The sequence below is a fragment of the Variovorax monticola genome (assembly GCF_051216855.1).
Lineage (GTDB): Bacteria > Pseudomonadota > Gammaproteobacteria > Burkholderiales > Burkholderiaceae_C > Variovorax.
On sequence record NZ_JBPJZP010000001.1, the window covers coordinates 1,116,852 to 1,136,361 of the forward strand.

Consider the following 19,510-nt stretch of genomic DNA (forward strand, 5'->3'; position numbering starts at 1 on the left):
GCAAACGTCTAGTAGACAGTGCGAGCCCGCACAAGGAATTTGAGAACGAGTCGATGATGCAATCCGGTGATGGCAACAACCTGCCCGATGCGCTCAAGGATGCGCAGGCCTGGGTGCGCAAGCTTGCCTCGGGCCATGTCAGCGAATGGGAGGCGCAGGCCTTCAAGCGCTGGCGCGATACCGACGCCGCGCATCTGGCCGCCTTCCGGGAGGCAACGCGCCAGTGGCGGCTGCTGGAGTCGGTGAGCGGGCGTGTGCTGGCCACCAACGCGGAAGCGGCGCGCTATCACCGCAAGACGGTTCATCGGCCTCGGGTGGGCCGGCGCACTTTTTTCGCAGCCGCGATCGGCGGTGCCGCTGCCGCGGGCGTGGCGGCCTATTCGCCGCTGGGGCTGTGGCCCGATGCCGGGCAGTGGGGTGCGGACTACCGCACTGCCGTGGGAGAGCAGCGAGAGGTGTCCCTGGACGACCGCGTGACGGTGGCGATGAACACCCGTACCAGCCTGCGCCGGCTGAGCGAGCGCGGACAGACGGTCGGCGTGGAGTTGCTGGAGGGCGAGGCGGCGCTGGAAGTGCGCGAGGACGCGCAGGCGTTCCGCGTGGTGGCGGGTGCAGGGCGGGTCGTTGCCGAGGCGGCGAGTTTCGAGGTCCGGTATCTCGATGGCCGAATCTGCGTGACGTGCCTGCACGGCAGGGTGCGGGTCGAACACCCCGCGGGCAGGCGTGTGCTGCAGGCGCGGCAGTTCGCTGTGTACGACGCTCGCGCCGTGAGCGAGATTGCGGCGATCGAGCCGGACGCCCTTTCCCCCTGGCGGCAGGGCGAACTGGTGTTCAGGCAGATGCCCTTGCCCGACGTCCTGCACGAGATCAACCGCTACCGTCCGGGCCGGGTGATGCTGGTGGGGGACGCGTTGCGCACCAAGACCGTGACCGCGCGCATCAAGGTCACCGAGATCGAAACCGCGCTGCTGCAGATTCAGTACTCCTTCGATCTCAGCGCGCGATCGTTTCCTGCAGGCGTGCTTGTGCTGAGCTGACGGCTTTCAACGCCGCACCTTGCACGGCGCATCGGGCCGGGCCGTGCCGGCTCGCTCCTGGTCTTCGACCAGCGTTCGCCGCCCGGCGGCAAAAAAATTGAAGCCTTTCGCTGCGGGTTCGCGAACTGGCATCCGTCTAGAGACATCGGTCGTGAAACATGGCTGAAGGCCTTCTCCCCAAGGGGGCGGGCACTGTGTACAGACGCACACGCGAACCCGCGTGCTGCCAGTTCGACTTCGACATCCATTTCGGCGGGAACTTCAATGAGCACACGCGGGCGCATCGGCACGGACCGGTCAGCACACACGAAGGACATCGGGTTTCGCATCGCACCCATGGCGCGAGCCATTGCCGTGCTCGTCGCCGCGGGCGGTGTGATCGGTCCTGCGCAGGCACAGCGCGCGTTCAGTCCTTCGTGGTTTGCCAACAAGGGCGCCATGCAGAGCAGCGCGAGCGCGACGGGCATGTTGCCCAACGGCACACCCGCCTCGATGCTGACCAACCCGCAAGCCCAGCAGCAGCGTGCCAACGAGCAGTTGCAGCGCTCGATCAGCAACCTGAACCTCGCCGCCCAGGCCATTGCGGCGCAGCAGGCCGCCCAGGCCGCGGCGCGGGAGGCGGCCCTGAAAGACCCTTCGTCGGTGCCGGACGGCCTGGCCGATGGCGGCCTGAAGATCGACACGCAGAGTCTTACCGCCGGTTGGCACAACGCCAATGCACCCGAGCAATCGCGCCTCGATGGCCGCACGAACGTCGCCATCCAGCAGACCGGCGACAAGGCCATCCTGAACTGGGAGACCTTCAACGTGGGGCGCAACACCACGGTCGAATTCAGGCAGGACCCGAGCTGGGCCGTGCTCAACAAGGTCAATGATCCGCAGGCGCGTCCTTCGCAGATCCAGGGCCGCATCAAGGCCGATGGCACCGTGCTCGTCGCCAACCGCAACGGCGTGGTTTTCTCCGGCACCAGCCAGGTCGACGCGCGCAACCTGGTCGCCGCCGCGGCCACGATCACGGACGACCAGTTCCGCGCCAAGGGGCTGTACGTCGACGCCAGCGGCAGTGCGCCCACGTTCACCGGCGCCGCCGGTACGGTCGAGGTGCAGGCCGGTGCGCAAATTGCCACCCACGCCCCCGGCTCGGTCACCCAGGGCGGCGGCTACGTGCTGCTGCTGGGCAAGGAGGTGCGCAACGCCGGCCAGATCGCCACGCCGTCGGGACAGACCGTGCTGGCCGCCGGCGACAGCTTCACCATTCGAAAGGGCGCGGGCACCGAGGCCAACACGGGCTCGACCACCGCGGGCAACGAGGTCTCCACCTCGCGAAACCCGGGCAGCACCGCGGGCAGCGTCGTCAACACCGGCTTGATCACCGCCTCCACCGGCGACATCACGCTGACCGGCCATGCGGTGACCCAGGCGGGCGTGGTCGTGGCGACCACCTCGACAGCCAAGCGCGGCACCGTTCATCTGTCCAGCCGCGCCAGCGACGAGACCGGCACCGTCACGCTGGCGCAGGGCGGCACCACCGCGATCCTGCTGGCCGACAGCGATGCCACCGCGCTGGACAGCCAGCGCGACGCGGGTCTGCAGCGCATTGCAGGCGCCACGGGCAACGACGTCGCAGGCGTGTTCGACAACCTCGGCCGCGTGCTCGATCGCCGCGATCTCTCGCGCATCGAGATCGTCAGCGGCAGCACGGTGGAGTTCCAGGGCGCATCGATGACGCTGGCCACCGGCGGCGAGATCGCGGTGTCCGCGTCGAAGCGCACGCTTGTCGCCAGCGGCGCGCAGCTGGACGTCTCGGGCGCCGTGGGGGCCAAGGTATCGATGGAGAGCAACAACGTCCTGATCAACGCGCAGGGCAACGAGCAACGCGATGCGCCGCTCAACCGCGACAGCAAGAACCTCAACAGCCTGAACCTGTGGGTGGACAGGCGCAGACTGGTTCTCGTGCCTGCGGGCACCCAGGGGTATGCGACCGATCGCTGGTACACGCAGGGCGGCTTGCTGGAAGTCAGCGGCTACCTGGCGACCAGTGGGCACACGGTCGGCGAGTGGATGGCGCAAGGCGGCACCGTCACGGTGACGGGCGGCGACGTGGTGACCCGTTCGGGCTCCGGGATCAACCTGTCCGGCGGCACGCTGGACGTGGCGACCGGCACCATCCGCCAGAGCTGGCTCAAGGGCAGCGACGGCCGGCTGTACGAGGTTTCCAGGGCGCCGGGAGATCTGCTCTACACCGGGCTGTACCGTGGCTTCGAGGACGAGCACGTGCGCTGGGGCAAGAACGCGACGGGGTACTTCTACAACCCCCTGATCGGGCCGCAGAGCAGGCTGGAAAACGGCTACACCGTGGGGCGCGACGCCGGCAAGCTGGTGGTGGCTACCGGCAGTGCGGTGCTCGAGGGCACCATCGTCGGCGAAACGTTCCAGGGGCCGCGGCAGACGCAGGCCGCACAGGCCGGTCTGGACGGCTATCGCCAGTCGCAGAACGCCGCGGCGCGGCGCGGCGAGTTGATCCTGGGTCAGTATCGCCCGGTCTACGACGCGGACAAGGGCCTGCTGCTCTACGCCCTGACGCCGTTGCTCGACAGTGTGTCGCTCGACCAGGGCAGCCAGGTCCTTGCCGATGGCTTGCAGCTGGCCGATGCCGTGCCGGCCGATCGCCGGGGTGTGGTGCATCTGGACGCCGCGAGCCTGAGTGCATCGAACCTGGGCGCTGTGCGCATTGCGGCCAGGAAAGAGGTCGGCGTTCACGGTGCGTTGCAGGTCGCCGACGGCGGCGAGATCGTTCTGTATGCGCCAGCGGTCGATGTGGCGGCTCACCTGACGGCGCACAGCGGCACCCTCCGTGTGGGCGACGTGCTCCGGCAGCCTCAGGACATCACGGGTTCTCCGGTCGGCGATGTCGGCATCGCCATGCCGAGCGGCACCGAAGGGGGTGTCTGGTTGCGTCAAGGCGTGATGCTCGACGCGACGGGCCGATCGACCGACCTGCGCACCGCTGGCGGCAACCCGGCGGACCTGGCGCATGTCGACGGCGGCACGGTCAGCATCCGTTCCTCGCAGAGCGTGACGCTGGCCGCCGGCTCGCTGATCGATGTGTCCTCGGGCGCGGCGGTGCTGGCCAACGGCAGCATCGCCGCAGGCACGGGCGGCTCCGTTCAACTGGGCTCGGGACTGGCGAGTACGGGGGCCGGCAATGCGGCGGCGGTGCTGGCCCTGGACGGCGACATCCGCGGCTATGGCGTCAAGGGCGGAGGCGCGCTGGAGATCGAGTCGGCGAGCGCCGTCGCCATCGGTGGAAAAGTCGTGCAGACCGACGGCGTGCTGGGGGCCGGCGAATCGGCCCGGGCGGATTTGATCCTGCTGAAGAACTACGAGGTCAAGGCGGGGGAGGTGCTGCCCGTCGGCTATTCATCTCAAACGCTCCTCGCCTTGCCGGGGCAAGTGCTTCCAGGCGGAACGCCCGCAACCGACGTCTGGTACACGCTGGGGGCCGACTGGGTGCTGCCGTTGCCACCGGCTGGCGCCACTCCGCTCTCGCTCAACAGGGTCGTGAGCCAGGACGGCAGGGTGTGGAGCCTGTCTTTCTTCTCGACGCCCGGAAGCGTGGTGATACCGGCAGGAACCACCGTCCAGTTCTCAGGTTCACAGGGCCGCTACTTTGCCGGCTATGTAGTGGATGCGCGTGTCTTTCCCGAAGGCATTCAGTTGAAGACGGCCATGACCGTCATCACCCCTGCCGGAGAAATCGCACCGGCCGATTTCACGGTGGCGGCCGGAGCGCGACTGGCTGCGGGTACGCAACTGTCGCGGGCCGCCGAGGTGGTGAAGACGACGGTGCTGTCCCCCACGTTGTTCCAGGCCGGATTCGCCCGGTACGACGTGCGCGGCCACAACGGCGTGGTCGTACCGGACGGCACGACGCTGGACGTGACGATGCCTGTGCTGCAGGCGGACGCCTCTGCGCTGTCGAGCGGGGCCGACATCAAGGCCGCGTTTCAACCCCGGCTGCCCGATCTGTACCAGGCGCAGTCCGCCACCCGCACGCTGACGCAGCGTGGCGGCGCGAGCCTGTCGATGGCGGCGGGGCTGGCGGACGAGATGGCGGGCGCAGGCAACAGCGGCAGCCTGTACGTCGGCGAAGGGGCGACCGTGCGGGTCGACCCCGGCCAGTCGATGGCACTGTCGAGCCGAGGCAACCTGACGGTCGACGGTGCGTTGCAGGCGCGAGGCGGGCAGATCAGCCTGCTCGGACCCCGGTCCGCGGCAGCGGGCAAGACATTGGCGCAAGGCGCAGGCACGGCGGATGGTTCTGCCAATTCGCGCACCATCCTGCTGGGCGAGCATGCCGTGCTCGATGCGTCGGCCGCGTCCGCGGTGGCGTCGGACGCGCGCGGCCGCCCCTACGGCGTGTTGAGCGACGGTGGAAGCATCGTCGTCGGCGGCACCCTGCAGGAATCGGGAAGCCGTGCCATCGCCTCGGATGCCTTCGTGGTGATCCGCGAGGGCGCTCTGCTGGACGCGTCGGGCGGCTCGGCGCGGCTGGACGCCGATGGCACGGGCGCAAGGACAGTCGCCAGCGATGGCGGCAGCATCCAGATCGCATCGGCCAGCGGCCTGTATCTCGACGGCCGCATGCGCGCCCACGCCGGCGGCGCGGGCGCCGCGGGTGGCAGTCTGGTGGTGGCGTTGGAAGCGCCCAACTACAAGTCGCTGAACGCCACGGTGGACGACGCGGTGCTGGCGGTGCGCGATCTGACGCTCGTGCAGCAGCGCGTGCCGGGTGCCACCGAGGCAGCCGCGCGCCGGTACGGCCACGCGGCGCTGGGCGTGAATCAGGTGCAGGACGGCGGCTTCTCTTCGCTGACCCTCTACAGCAACGGCCTCGTGAGTTTCGGTGGCGACGTGAGCCTGGCCATGGGCAAGGAACTGCGCATTTATTCGGGCGCGCTGGCCGTGGCGGATGGCGTTGCGCCCGCCATCAACGTGTCGCTGTCCGCGCCCTACGTGCTGCTGGCCGGCATCAGCGACAACGCGGGCGAAGAGAACCACGTGCGTCCTTCTTACCAGGGCGGCGTGAGCACGCTGGACTCCAGCGCGACATTGAGTGCCAAGGGCAAGCTGGTCGATGTCAAGGGTGTCGTCACGTCGGGCTTGAACGACACCGTGGGCTTCTCGACGGTGGAACGGGCCGGGTTCGGCCAGCTGAACCTGAACAGCGAGGGCGACCTGCGCTTCGTGGCGGGCGCGCCCTTGAAAAGCGGCGCGGTCACCGATACGGAACTGAGCAGTGCGGGCAACATCCTGCTGCACGCGGCACAGGTGTACCCGGCGACCGGGGTGTCGGCTCGCGTGCTGGCAGGCCGCGAAAGTGCCGAGGCCTACGATCCGGCGGGCCGCCTGGTCGTCGAACGCGCCGATGCACAGGCTGCGGATCCCGCGGTGCCTTACTCGGTCTTCGGCACCTTGACATTGGGCGCGGCCCACATTGAGCAGAACGGCGTTCTGCGGGCACCGCTGGGCTCGATCACGCTGGGCACCGACACCTCCGGCACGACCGGCGTGACCAGCTCCGTGAAGCTGGCAGCGGGCAGCCTGACCTCCATCAGCGCCGCGGGCCTGGTGATGCCGTATGGCGGCACCGCCGACGGCGTGAACTACACCGAAGGCGGAAAGCCCGTGCTGCTGCGCGGCACAGGCAGCGCCGGGGAGATTTCGGTCTCCGCCCGGAACATCGCGACGGAAAAGGACGCGGTGCTCGACCTGTCGGGCGGCGGCGACCTGCGCGGTGCCGGCTTCGTTTCGGGCCGTGGCGGTTCCACCGATGCGCGAATGAACCCGTTGATGCAAACCGGCCGCAGCGGGTTCGTGCTGCCGGGGCTGGACAGCCATCCGGTGTATGCCATCGTGCCCGGCTACGCCTCGGCCTATGCGCCCGCGGACGGCGGCGGCGCGGTCGATCCCCGAATCGGCCAGCAGGTTCGCATCGGCGCCAACGACATCCCCGGGCTGGCCGCCGGCACCTACACCCTGCTGCCGTCGAACTACGCCCTGATGCCGGGCGCTTTCCGGGTCGAGATCAACGGCGCGGCGACCGGCCTGGCTGCCAGCCGCGCCCTGCCGATGCGCAACGGGTCGTATGCCGTGGCAGGCACGCTGGGCACTGCCGACACCGGCCTGGCCGACAGCCTGTCGAGCGCCCTCGTCATCACGCCGGCGAGCGTGCTGCGAACTTACTCCCAGTACAACGAAACCGGCTACTCGGACTTCGTGCTTCAGCAGGCCGCGCTGGCCGGCACCGTGCGCGCCGTGCTCCCGGCGGACGCCAAGAGCCTGGCCTTCCGGTTGCCCTCCTCGGCCGAAAGCACCTTCAGCTTCCAGGGGCGGGCGGACTTCACGCCGGCCAAGGGGGGCTACGGCGGCACGGTCAGCGTCGTGACCACCAGTGGCAACGTCGGAACTGGCGCGATCGAGGTTCTTGGCAACGCAGCCACGCCCACCGAGGGCTTCGACGGGTTGTCCCTGCGTGCAGGGGACCTCAACGCCGTCGGCGCAGCGCGCATGGTCGTGGGGGGGCGCCTGTCGTCCACCTACGGCGTGCAGAACGGCACGAATGCCAGCAACTACGTCGACGTGGCAGGGCAGACGGGGAGCATCGTGTTGCGCGAGGGCGCCATCCTGAAGGCGCCCGAAGTGTTCCTGGTGGCGGGCAATGCCAGCGGCGGCATCGCCATTGAAACCGGAGCGGGCATCAACACCATCGGCACCGGCAGGGTGGCCTTCGACTCGACGAACGGCTACATCTACCGGCCCGGCGCCGTCTCCGTGGTGGCTGCCTCCAACGGCTGGCTCAACGTGCTGCCACCCGAAGCGGACCAGTCTTCGTCGGTGGGCGCGGGCCCCATCGCCATCGGTGTCTGCGGCGTCACCTGCACGGGCACCACCCAGCTGTATTCGCAGGGCACGCTGCTGGCCGCGACGCGACATGACTTCCAGCTGAGCGACAGCGTGCGCTACGGCACGCGCAACCTGGTGCTGGCCGTGGGGGCCGTCAATGCCGGCAGCGAGGCGGACCTGGCCGCCGCGGCGTCGCGCGGCGCGCTGACCAGCGGCCTGACGTTGAGCCAGCCGGTGCTGCGCCGCTTGCTGCGGGGCGACACCGAGTACGGTGCGCCGGCGCTCGAGCGGCTGGTGCTCACCGCGGCCGAATCGGTCAACCTCTTCGGCAACGTCAGCCTGGACACCATCGATCCCGCCACGGGCAAGTCGTCCCTGGCCAACCTGGTGCTGTCCACGCCGGCCATCTACGGCCATGGCGCCGCGGGCGATGTCGCTACCATCAGCACCGGCAAGCTCACCTGGGTGGGTCTTGCGAACGCCGCCCCGGCGCCGATTGCCGGTGGCCGCGGCACCGGTGCCGGCAAGCTGGTGGTCAACGCCGAGGTGATCGAGTTCGGCTACGACCCGACCGCCCAGCCCAACGGGGTAGACAACTTCGGGCGCACCGTCCTGGGCTTTTCGGATGTGCAGTTGAGCGCCAGCGAGCGCATCACGGCCAACCAGAAGGGGTCGCTGTCGGTGTACCGGTCCCAGGTGGCAGGCCCCGACGGGCTGCGCCACGAAGGCGGCAACCTGGTGCTGACTGCGCCGCTGGTCACGGGGGCGGGCGGCTCGGTCAACAGCATCACCGCCGGCGGCACGCTGCAGGTGCTGGCGCCCTCCGGCGGCGCGGCCCCTGCGGGCGCCACGGGGCTTGCGGCCGGCGTGCAGACCGGTGCGGAACTGAACCTCACCGGCAGCGCGGTACGGCTCGACACCACGGTGGCGCTGCCCAGCGGCAAACTCACCGTCACGGCGGATGGCGACATCTCGCTGGGCAACGCGGCCTGGCTGGACCTGGCCGGCCGCGAGATCGCCATGCATGACGTCAGCCGCTATTCATGGGGCGGCGACGTCATGCTGCGCACGGTGTCGGGCAACATCAGCCAGGCGGCGGGCTCGACCATCGATGTCTCGGCGCGGAACAACGACGCGGGGGTGTTGAGCGCCATCGCGCTGGCCGACGGCGCCGGCGGGGTGAACCTCCAGGGCACCTTGCTGGGCGGCGCGAGCGGCCACCACGATGCGGGCGGCACCCTGGTGCCCTACCGGGCGGGGAGTGTGGAAGTACGCGCGCGGCAACTGGGCGGCGGCGGCACGCTGACCGACCAGTTCGCCGCCTTGAACACCCGGCTCAACGAGGGGGGCTTCCTGGGTGAGCGCAGCTTCCAGTTCAAGCAAGGCGACCTGGGCATCGGCAACGAACTGAAGGCCCGCGCGATCAACGTTTCCCTGGACGGCGGGCACCTGAATGTGACCGGCACCATCGATGCGAGCGGCGAGCAGGTCGGAAGCATCCGCCTGGCCGCGGCCAACGGACTGACGCTGGCGAACACCGCCGTGCTCGATGCCCACGGCACGGTGCTGCGCGTGGACGGCTACGGCAAGATCATCGACAGCCCCAACCGGGCCATGGTGGAACTGGATGCCGGCACCGGCACCCTGACGCTGGCCGATGGCGTACGCATCGACCTGCGCCATGGCACCGGTTCTGCCGGGGGCGACGGCAGGAACCGCGGCACGCTCGACCTGTATGCGGCCCGCCTGGGCAGCAGCGGCGGCGTGCGCGACGCCGATGCGGCCACCTTCGGCGACATCGCCATCGACGCCCGCGGCGTGGTGAACGTGCAGGGCGCCAGGTCGATCGCCGTGTACGGCAAGCAGCGCTACGACGACGCGCCCTACGGCAGCGATGCGGCGGCCAGCGGGCGCCCGTACCAGGTCGTGGACCAGGCCTACCTGAATGCCAAGCACGACGACGCCACGCGGTTCATCGACGCTGCGCTCGGCAATGCCGGCCTGCTCGGCACCAGGCTGGCCGGTCTGAACAACGCCGCGTACCGCGACGCCTTCCATTTGCGGCCGGCGGTCGAGATCGCCAGCGCCACGCCGAATGGCGACCTGGTCGTGCAAGGCGACCTGGATCTGTCGGGCTACCGCTACGCCAGCCTGAACCCGAACACGCGCAAGACCGGTGTCTACGGCTCGGGCGAGGCAGGCATGCTGACATTGCGCGCGGGCGGCGACCTGTCCGTCTACGGCAGCATCAACGACGGCTTTGCACCACCCCCCGAGACGCCGGACGACGGTGGCTGGATCCTGACCTCCGGCGTGCAGGCCTTCGGCGGCGACGTGGTGGTGCCGGTGGCCGGCGTCACCCTGGCCGAGGGCACCACCTACCCGGCGGGCAAGACGCTGAACTACGCGATCACGGCCAAGAACGTCACCCTGCCTGCGGGCACCGTGCTGCCGGGCGCCATCACGCTGGACAGCGCCTTGACGCTGCCCGCCGGCACGGTGCTCGCGGCGGACGTGCGCGCGGCCGATGGCAGCGTGATGCTGGCGGCAGGCACGGTGGTGGGCACCGACGGCCTGGCGCTGCCGGTGGGAGCCCGGTTGATGGCCGGCGCACGGCTGCCCGTGGCAGTGGCACTGGCGCGCCTGGACTGGCCCAAGGGCGCAGCGCTGCCGGTGGCGATGGTGCAGTCGGGTGCGCTCGCGCTGCCGGTGGGGGCGCTGATCGCCTCCGGCACGAACGTGGCGTTGCCCGACGATGCCGCGGTGGTCAACCTGCGGCCGGCGGATTCGACGGGGCGCCAGGCGCAGAACTGGGCGGTGGCGCCGATGCTGCCCGAGGGCTCGCAGTCCTGGAGCATGCGGCTGGTGGCCGGGGCGGATCTCGGCGCGGCCGATGCGCGAACGCGCAATGCGCTGCGCAGCGGCGACATCGTTCTGGCCGATGCCCACTACAGCACGCAGAAAACGGGCGGCGGCGCCCTGATCGGCCTCAATGCGCGCGGGGTGGATGCCGTGGTGAATGCCGCGGGCGGTCTTCCCGGGGGCATCAACAGCAAGAGCGAACTGGTGGGCAAGACCGAGGCCCAGATCATTGCCCTGTACATGGCCTTCTCCTGGGACGACTTCGGTCTTCCCGCCGACTTCTGGGCGGCCTCGAACGGCAACATCCTGCTGGGGCTGACGCGCCAGGGGGTCGACGCCGTGGTGGGGGCGGCCGGGGGACTTCCCAACGGCATCGGCAACAACAGCGAACTGGTGGGCAAGACGGAGCCCCAGCTGGTGGCGCTCTACCAGGCGTTCTCCTTTGACGACTTCGGTCTTGCGTCCAACTTCTGGGAGCTGCCGCTCGGCAACGGCGCCACGATCAACCTGCCGCTCAACTACAGCATCAAGAGCCCCATCTTCAGCGTGCTGCGCACCGGCACGGGCGATCTGGACATCGCGGCGGGCGGCAACTTCTCGATGCGCTCGCCCTACGGCGTCTACACCGCCGGCACGCAGACCCGCCTGAGCGACGCCTCCCTCGATGCGCGCTACAACCAGGCCCGCGGGCTGCTGGCCGGCGGCACGTCGGTGCTGGGGGCTGCGGCCGGCAGCTACGAAACCCTGGTCAGGGGCACCGACAGTCTGTACAGGGCGTGGTATCCGGACGGCGGCGGCAACCTGTGGGTCGATGTCGGAGGCAACCTGACAGGCGACTCCTGGAGCTCGAGCGGCGAATTGCCCGTGGCCAGCTCCAGCGTGAGCAACTGGTTGTGGAGGCAGGGCACCGGCAACACGGCAGGCGTGGACGACGTGCCCGCGGCATGGTGGGTCAACTTCGGCACCTACACCGCCAAGGACCGAAGGGACGGCTCCAGCAACCCGCTGTCCTGGCCTGCCGTCACCGGCTTCACGGGCATCGGCACCCTGGGCGGCGGGGACGCCACGATCCGCGTCGGTGGCGATGCCGGCATCGTCGATGCGCGCTCCACGGCGCCTGTCGATGCCAGCAAATCGGCACGCGGCCAAGGGGTCGTGCTGGCCGTCGGCAGCACGGGGCGGGTGCTGGCCGACAGCAGCCTGCTCCTCACGGGCGGCGGCGATCTGAACGTGCGCATCGGCGGTGGCTGGAACAGCAAGGCCGACGCACGCCTGAAGCAGAACAACGCGCTCACGGCCCAGACCCACGAGCTGTACGGCGGGCTGGTCAACCTGCGTGGCGCCACCGCCATGAGCGCAGGCCAGATCGGCACGGTCGAGCTGTTCTATGGCGCGGTGCAGGACGCCAGGGAGGTGCGGGCATCGAACCCGTACACCTCCAGCCTGTCGCTGGCCACCGGAGGCCTGATGCTGATGGAGGGCGATACCAGCGCGACGGTTTCCAGCCGCGGCGACCTGGTGCTGGGCGGCACCGGGAACGCCGGGCTGGTCGGTTCGCCCAACGGCGTCGCCTTCACTTCCAGCGCCGGCAACGGTGAGCGGGGGCAGAGCTGGTTCAGCCTCTGGACCGGCAGGACGGCGGTCGATCTGATGGCTGCCGGGGGCAACCTGGCCTTCGATACCCGCGCCAGCGAAACCACCGCGAATCCCGCGGTGGTCGATTGGGACTACACCAGCAACGGTGGCTGGTTCCTGCTGCCGGGCAATGTCAGCGCCGTGGCGGCCACGGGCAGCATCTACTACGGACAGTCGGCGGCGTACCGCAACACCTCGGGCAATGCGACCCAATGGAACAACGGCGGCCTGCTGCTTGCGCCGCTGGGCGAGCGCCGCATCGAACTGCTGGCGGGCAACTCCCTGTACGGCAGTGGCTACGCGATCAGTTCGTCGGCCGCGGATTCGTCCGTCATGGCGACCCCCCGGCACCCCGGCTTCACGGGCCGCGATGCAGCGGGAGCCTTGCTGATCGGCAACGTCAGCAGCAACGCGCCGGCGGCAGATGTGGGCCAATATCCTTTGCTCGCCTTCGGGGCCAACACCGCGAGCGGCAGCATCGACGTGTCCGGCGGTGCGTCCCGCTTCTATGCGGTCGATGGCGACATCCTGGGGCTGAGAACGGGCACCACCGTGAGGTACGCAACGGGTGTGCGCGCCGACCAGATCGACTACGTGGCCGCAGGGCCGATTGCCGTGCGGGCAGGGCGCGACATCGTGTACGCAGGTACGCGTGTCAACGACACCTTGCCAGCAATCCCGGACTTCACGAGCGACGGTTCGAGCGCAACGGTTGCCGGCAACCTGATTGTTCATGCGCACAAGAACGACGTCTCCGTCGTCGAGGCAGGGCGCGACATTCTTTACGCCAACTTCGATGTTGCCGGCCCCGGCAACCTGGAAATCTCCGCTGGCCGCAACTTCATCCAGAACGACCGGGCCAACCTCACGAGCATCGGGCCCGTGGTCGCGGGCGACGGGCGTTCCGGTGCCGGCATCGCGGTGCAGGCCGGCATGGGCGCTCGCGGCGGCAGCTACACGGCGCTGCTGCGTTCGTATCTGGCCCCTGCCAACCTGGCCGAGGCCGCAACGCCGTTGTCCGCGCAGGCGGGAAAGGTCGCCAAGACCTACGGCGTCGAGTTGGCCGCGTGGCTTTCCGAGCGCTATGGCTTCGAGGGCGCCCCGGAGCAGGCGCTGGCCTACTTCGATGCGCTGGCGCCCGAGCAGCAGCGCATCTTCGCGCGCCAGGTCTACTTTGCCGAACTGAGCGAAGGCGGACGGGAGTACACCGATGCCAACGGCCTGCGCGCCGGCAGCTATGTGCGCGGACGCAATGCCATCGCGGCGCTGTTCCCGACCAGGGATGCCACGGGGAGCGAGATCACGTACCGGGGCGACCTGCTCATGTACGGCGGGTCGGGCATCCACACGAACCTCGGCGGCGATGTCCAGGTGCTGACGCCGGGCGGCGCACAGACTTACGGCGTGGAAGGTGCCGCGCCGCCTTCCACCGCCGGTCTCATTACCCGCGGCAAGGGCAACATCCAGCTCTATTCGCTGGGCAGCATCCTGCTGGGCCAGAGCCGCATCATGACGACCTTCGGAGGCGACATCCTGGCCTGGTCGGCCCAAGGCGACATCAACGCCGGGCGCGGCTCCAAGACCACGGTGGTCTACACGCCGCCGCGGCAGGTCTACGACGATGTCGGCAACATGAAGATCTCGCCCGATGTGCCCAGCACGGGCGCGGGCATTGCAACGCTCAATCCGATTCCGGAGGTCGCGCCGGGCAACGTGGACCTGATCGCCCCGCTGGGCACCATCGATGCAGGCGAGGCCGGCATTCGCGTGTCGGGCAACGTGAACATCGCAGCGCTGCATGTGGTCAACGCGGAGAACATCCAGGTGCAGGGCAAGTCCACCGGGTTGCCGGTGGTTGCGGCGGTGAATGTGGGGGCGCTGACCAATGCCAGCGCGGCAGCGAGCACGGCCGCCGCGTCCGCGCAGGACGCGATGCAGCGTGAGCGTGCCGCAGCCCGCCAGAGCCTGCCTTCGGTTTTCACGGTCCGGGTGCTGGGCTTCGGCAATGAGCCGGTGCAGGGAGCAGACCCGGTTTCGCTGTCGCCGGCGCGCACCGGTTTGCAGGGCAGCACGCGTTTTCCGTACGACGCACAGAACCTCGTCCAGGTGGCCGCGCACGGGGACCAGTTCGATCCCGGCGTGATGTCGAAACTGTCCGAAGCCGAGCGGCGCGCGCTGCGCCAGGGCCGCTAGGCACCGTTCGATGCGGAGGCTTCCATGCTGGACGTGAACCACTGGGGCTGCATGGATGCGTCCGGCCCTGCAGACGGCGACCAGGTGAAAGAGGCGGTGCGCAGCGGCACGCCAGGCAGCCTGCTGCGTGATTTTCTCGTGGCGAACTACGTGCGCCTGCATCGACGCCTGGCCCGGCATCTGGGTTGTTCCGACCTGGCCGCCGAGTGCCTGCACGATACCTGGCTGCGCTTGGGCGAGCTGACGGTCTTCACGCCGGTGCACAGCCCCGAGGCCTATGTCTATCGCACAGCCTGCAACGTGGCCATGGACCGCATCCGTGGCAATCGGTCCTGGCAATACACGGACAACGCCGATACCGAAATCGACCATCTCGCCGACCCCGGCCCGGGTCCCGACGTCATCGCCGAGGCACGCTCCGAACTCGCCGCCGTGGAGCGTGCGCTGCATCGGCTGCCGCATCGTCACCGGTCTGTGCTGGCGGCCTTGCGCATCGAGGAGATGACGCGCGAGGACGTTGCGATTCGCTGCGACCTGAGCCTGCGCCGGGTGGATACCGTCTTGCGTCAGGCGCTGAACCATTGCGCCGAGATTGCCGGTCGCTCTGCGACCGGCGGGGCGGACCGACTCCGGCCCTCACGGACGACGCGCGGTGCCGCGTCGAACCTGCTTTGATCGCCTGTTCAGGGGCGACGCGGCGTGCTCAATGCGCGCCCAGCGTGTTGGCCTGGTAGGACACGTCCAGCAACTTCCCCTTGCGCGCGTAGTAGCGATCCAGTCGCCACTCTTTCAGGATTGCCATTGCCAACGCGAAGTTGTCCAGACTCAGCGTGTAGAGGCCGGAAAGGGCGAAGTCTGCATCGGACTCCAGTGCCAGAACGAGGCGCGCCAGGGTGAGCGCCTCTTCGTTGTTCGGATCGGACGTGATGAGCTGACGTGCTTCCTTGATCGCGTTCATGGGGATTCCTTTGCGGGGTTCTTGCGAGCGCTGTCACAGTGGGGAAACGCAGTTCTGGCCGACTGGCTGGCCTTGCAGAAGACAAAGTTCTTGTCTCGGGCGCAAGCAGCGATGTTGTTGTGCCGAACCGGCAGGGCAGTCTAGCACCCGGTTTTTTTCGACGTGGCGCGCGCTGCCCGTTCGGCCCGCAATGTCGACCGCGAAATCGGCGCGGCCGGGTTCCGAGGCCGATGGGGAATGTTCGCCGGCCGCGTGAAGGTTTCATGACAAACGTCATTCGTGGTGCCCGTCACCCGTCTGCATAACACCCCCCGAAAACACCCAATCATCATGACCACACTCATAGGCATCGAGCCCAACATGGCGATGTTCATTCACCCGGAGCGCCTTGTGGACAGCGCCTGGATCGGACATGCACCGTTCGCCGCCTGGCTGACGGCCATGGCTCGGCCGAGACGGTTCGTCGAACTCGGCACGCACCGTGGAATGTCCTATGCGGCCTTCTGCCAGACCGTTCTCGCAGAGCAACTCCCCACGCAGTGCCATGCGGTGGACACCTGGCAGGGCGACGAGCACTCGGGTGCCTACGGCGAGGATGTGCACGAAGACCTCTCGCGCTTCAACGCCCGCCACTTCGCGGGCTTTTCGCAGTTGATGCGCACCGGTTTCGACCAGGCAGTGCTGTCGTTCGCGGACGGCTCGATCGACCTGCTGCACATCGACGGCCTGCACACCTACGAGGCCGTCAGACATGATTTCGAGACGTGGCTGCCCAAGCTCTCCGACCGTGCCATCGTGTTGTTTCACGACACGGCGGTGCGCGAGCGAGGCTTTGGAGTCTGGCGCTATTGGGGCGAGATTTCGGCGCGCTATCCGCACTTCGAATTCGATCACGCGTCGGGCCTGGGTGTGCTGCAGGTCGGCACGCGGATCGCGGCAGGTGTTCGCCAACTGCTGGACCTGAGGCTGGACGTCGAGGGGGCACGTCGCGTCAAGGCGGTCTTCAGCGGGCTGGGCGATGCCGTCGTGCAGCGCCACGAACTCGAGAGCGCGCGTCGCCCGCGCGTTCCATGCGCGACGGCGTCGTTCGAGCTCCAGGCCAGGGCGCTGTCCGTGGCGAACCTTGCGCTCGCGCATCGACTCGCGCAGTCCGAATCGAAGGCGCGGCAATTGGCCGGATCGTTTTCCTGGCGGGTGACCCGCCCGCTGAGGGCGGTGCGCGGCATGTTCAATTGACTGCCTCTTGCTGCCGGGTTGCCCTCTCCAGGCGCGGGCGAGCACCGGTCGTTGCAACGCGGCCGTCACATGCCGGTGACAGCATGCAAATTTCCCGAATGGCGCGCATTCCTTGCCGACTCGAACCTTCCCCCTGTCACGGCCCCCGCAGCATCGCGGCAGGTGTGGCGATGCTCGCGGCAGTGCGGCGCACCGGGGTTGAGCGACGTGCGCCCGCCTGTCGTCGGCGCGAGATGCCGCAGGGTGGCGGCGCTCTGCGCGCTGACGCTGTTCCTGCTCGCGGCACCGGCTCGGGCGGCCGATCGAGCCGTGCCGCCGCTGCGCGACAGCGAGGCCCCGGCGTATTCGCTGCCCGAGGCGGCCGACCAGGCACTCGAGTTCGACATTCCGGCGCTTGCGCTGGCTGATGCGCTCAAGCGCTATGCCGCCGTGACCCGGCAGCCCGCCCTTTTTCGCAGCGAGATCCTGGCCGGACTGACATCGAGCGCGGTGCGCGGCCTGTATTCGCCGGACGCCGCGCTTCGCCTGCTGCTGGACGGCACCGGTCTGGCCGCGGAGAAAGTCCGCACGGGTTCGGGCGTCACGCTGTCGCTGAAGGCGGCCGACGCTTCAGCGACGGCCCCGCGCGCTGCCAGCCTTGGAAGCCTGGCCGGCTACCCGGGCCTGGTGCAGGCGCAGGTCCTGCAAGCGCTGTGCGACAACGCCCGCACGCGGCCGGGCGCTTACCGCTCCTTGTTTCGCTTCGAAGTGGATGCCACGGGCCGGGTCCGGCGGCCGCGCCTGCTCGGCTCCACCGGCGATGCCGCCAGAGACGCGGCGATGCTGGAGATTCTTCAGCGCGTGCATCTCGCGCATGCGCCGCCCGCGGACATGCCGCAGCCCCTGACTCTGCTGGTGCTGCCCACGGATTCGCGCGATGGAACGCGCTGCAGCAGTGCGACCGGCAGCGCGACCGGCAGCGCGGCGTCCTGAGCATGGCCGAAGACACGCGCCCCGTGCTGATGGACTACCTGTCCAGGCACTACGACGCCCTCAAGCGCCAGCTGGGGCGGGCGTTGCGCAATGCAGACCTGGCCGAAGACGCGCTGCACGACACCTGGTTGCGCGTGAACGACCAGGGCAAGGACGAACAGGGCCCGATCCACAGGCCGGGCGGCTATCTCGTGCGCATGGCTTTCAATATCGCGTTGGACATCCAGCGCCGCCAGAGCCGCAACCTGCCGTTCGATGAGATCGATGCGCTGATGGAACTCGCCGACACGGCGCCCGGCCCCGCCCGTATCGCCGAGGCACGCTCCCAGCTGGATGCCGTGGCCAGGCTGCTGGACCGCATGCCCGCACGGCGGCGCGAGGTGGTGGTGCTTGTGCACATGGAGGGGCTCACGCAACCGGAAGCGGCCAGACGCCTGGGCGTTTCGCTGCGAACCATCGAATACGAACTCAAGCACGCGCACGACTACCTGAGCGCCAGGATGACCGATGCCAAATAAATATTGCGGGGTCCCGGGGGGGATATTCGTCGTACGGTGTGAAGAACCGAATCGCCCAGACCGCACACCGGCCCCGCTCCCCGGCGAGGTACGGCGCGGGCCGCGGCGCACGACACCATGACGACACCCGCTGAAGATTTCGACCGCGAGGCAGACGCGTTGCGCCAGCAGGCCTGGGGCTGGCTGCGCCATCTCCATTCGGGCGCGGTCAAGCCTCGGGACGCCGAGCGCTTCAGGCGTTGGGTGGCCGGCCACCCTGCGCATGCGGCGGCCTTCAGGCAGGCGAAGGAACAATGGGCCGCGATAGGCCCCGCGTCTGCCAGGATGCTTCGTTCCAGTCCCGAGGCGGCGGCGTTTCACGAACGCCATTTGCGCATGCCCTCGCTGCCGCGCCGCGCCTTCCTGGGTGCGGCGGTGAGCGCGGCTGCCGTGGCCGGCGTCGCTGTGTTTCATCCGCCCGCGGGGTTGTGGCCGGCGCCGGACGAGTGGGGCGCCGACTACCGCACCGCCACGGGCGAACAGCGCGTCGTCGGGCTCGCAGACCGTGTTCAGATCACCCTCAACACCCAGACCCGCATCCGGCGGCAGACGGTTGACGGCGAGACGACCGGCATCGACCTGCTCGCGGGCGAAGCAGCCGTCGACTTGCCGACCGGCGGCGCCGGCGCCCGTCCCTTCAGCGTCGGTGCCGGCGCAGGCCGCAGCCTGGTGAACGCCGGGCGTCTGGAGGTTCGGTACCTGGACGGAAGGGTTCGTGTGACCTGCATCGAGGGCGCGGTGCGCGTGGAGCATCCCGCAGGAGCGCGCGAGCTGCGAGCCCGCCAGCAGGCGGTCTACGACGGAACATCGGTGAGCGGCGTGGCCTTCGTCGGATCGGCGAGTCTTTCCGCCTGGCGCAAGGGCGAACTGATGTTCACCCATACCCGGCTGTCCGAAGTGCTCGACGAGATCAACCGCTACCGGCCCGGCCGCGTGGTGCTGATGAACGCCGCCGCACGCGACCGGCCCGTGACCGGGAGCTTCTACATCGCATCGCTCGACCTGGCGCTGGCGCAGTTGCAGCACGCCTTCGATCTCCAAGCCCGTTCGTTGCCGGGCGGCGTGCTCGTTCTCAGCTGAACCTGAAAATAAGTTGCGGGACGGTGGGGCGCCTGTTCGTCGTAGTGCATCGACTCAACTTTCGGCGGAACGAC

General features: G+C 69.0%; 8 protein-coding genes. 7 read left to right on the forward strand and 1 reads right to left on the reverse strand.

Annotated elements, in window-relative coordinates:
• The first annotated feature begins 53 nt into the window (after positions 1-53).
• The 3 genes from ACSFA5_RS05015 (at position 54) to ACSFA5_RS05025 (ending at position 15,308) form a co-directional block, all read left to right on the forward strand.
• Positions 54-1,037 carry a FecR family protein gene (locus ACSFA5_RS05015; protein ID WP_435442909.1) on the forward strand — a complete coding sequence of 328 codons (984 nt, stop codon included), beginning with the start codon at positions 54-56 and terminating at the stop codon, positions 1,035-1,037.
• 264 nt (positions 1,038-1,301) lie between these two features.
• The gene (locus tag ACSFA5_RS05020; protein ID WP_435442910.1) at positions 1,302-14,633 is read left to right on the forward strand and encodes a filamentous haemagglutinin family protein; all 13,332 of its coding nucleotides are present in this window, start codon (positions 1,302-1,304) and stop codon (positions 14,631-14,633) included.
• A gap of 24 nt (positions 14,634-14,657) precedes the next feature.
• Positions 14,658-15,308: an RNA polymerase sigma factor gene (locus tag ACSFA5_RS05025; RefSeq protein WP_435442911.1), complete on the forward strand. Its 651-nt coding sequence runs from the start codon at positions 14,658-14,660 to the stop codon at positions 15,306-15,308.
• A 28-nt stretch (positions 15,309-15,336) separates the two neighbouring features.
• Here ACSFA5_RS05025 and ACSFA5_RS05030 read toward each other — a convergent pair whose 3' ends face one another.
• Entirely contained in the window at positions 15,337-15,591 is a 255-nt protein-coding gene (locus ACSFA5_RS05030) for a hypothetical protein (RefSeq protein WP_435442912.1), read from the reverse strand.
• A gap of 330 nt (positions 15,592-15,921) precedes the next feature.
• Between ACSFA5_RS05030 and ACSFA5_RS05035 the strand changes: the two genes are divergently transcribed.
• The 4 genes from ACSFA5_RS05035 (at position 15,922) to ACSFA5_RS05050 (ending at position 19,436) form a co-directional block, all read left to right on the forward strand.
• Positions 15,922-16,827, forward strand: coding sequence for a class I SAM-dependent methyltransferase (locus tag ACSFA5_RS05035; protein ID WP_435442913.1), 906 nt, complete (start codon positions 15,922-15,924; stop codon positions 16,825-16,827).
• A 198-nt stretch (positions 16,828-17,025) separates the two neighbouring features.
• On the forward strand, positions 17,026-17,799 hold the full coding sequence (locus ACSFA5_RS05040) for an energy transducer TonB (RefSeq protein WP_435442914.1): 774 nt from the start codon (positions 17,026-17,028) through the stop codon (positions 17,797-17,799).
• A gap of 2 nt (positions 17,800-17,801) precedes the next feature.
• Positions 17,802-18,317 carry an RNA polymerase sigma factor gene (locus tag ACSFA5_RS05045; protein WP_435442915.1) on the forward strand — a complete coding sequence of 172 codons (516 nt, stop codon included), beginning with the start codon at positions 17,802-17,804 and terminating at the stop codon, positions 18,315-18,317.
• Positions 18,318-18,434: 117 nt separating this feature from the next.
• Complete coding sequence (locus ACSFA5_RS05050) at positions 18,435-19,436, forward strand: FecR family protein (RefSeq protein WP_435442916.1); 1,002 nt, start codon at positions 18,435-18,437, stop codon at positions 19,434-19,436.
• Positions 19,437-19,510 lie beyond the last annotated feature (74 nt).

Bases quoted from the DNA above. Each gene is read 5' to 3' on its own strand.
- ACSFA5_RS05015 (WP_435442909.1), top strand. From the start codon at position 54: ATGATGCAATCCGGTGATGGCAACAACCTGCCCGATGCGCTCAAGGAT.
- ACSFA5_RS05050 (WP_435442916.1), top strand. From the start codon at position 18,435: ATGACGACACCCGCTGAAGATTTCGACCGCGAGGCAGACGCGTTGCGC.
- ACSFA5_RS05030 (WP_435442912.1), bottom strand. From the start codon at position 15,591: ATGAACGCGATCAAGGAAGCACGTCAGCTCATCACGTCCGATCCGAAC.
- ACSFA5_RS05025 (WP_435442911.1), top strand. From the start codon at position 14,658: ATGCTGGACGTGAACCACTGGGGCTGCATGGATGCGTCCGGCCCTGCA.
- ACSFA5_RS05035 (WP_435442913.1), top strand. From the start codon at position 15,922: ATGACCACACTCATAGGCATCGAGCCCAACATGGCGATGTTCATTCAC.
- ACSFA5_RS05020 (WP_435442910.1), top strand. From the start codon at position 1,302: ATGAGCACACGCGGGCGCATCGGCACGGACCGGTCAGCACACACGAAG.
- ACSFA5_RS05045 (WP_435442915.1), top strand. From the start codon at position 17,802: ATGGCCGAAGACACGCGCCCCGTGCTGATGGACTACCTGTCCAGGCAC.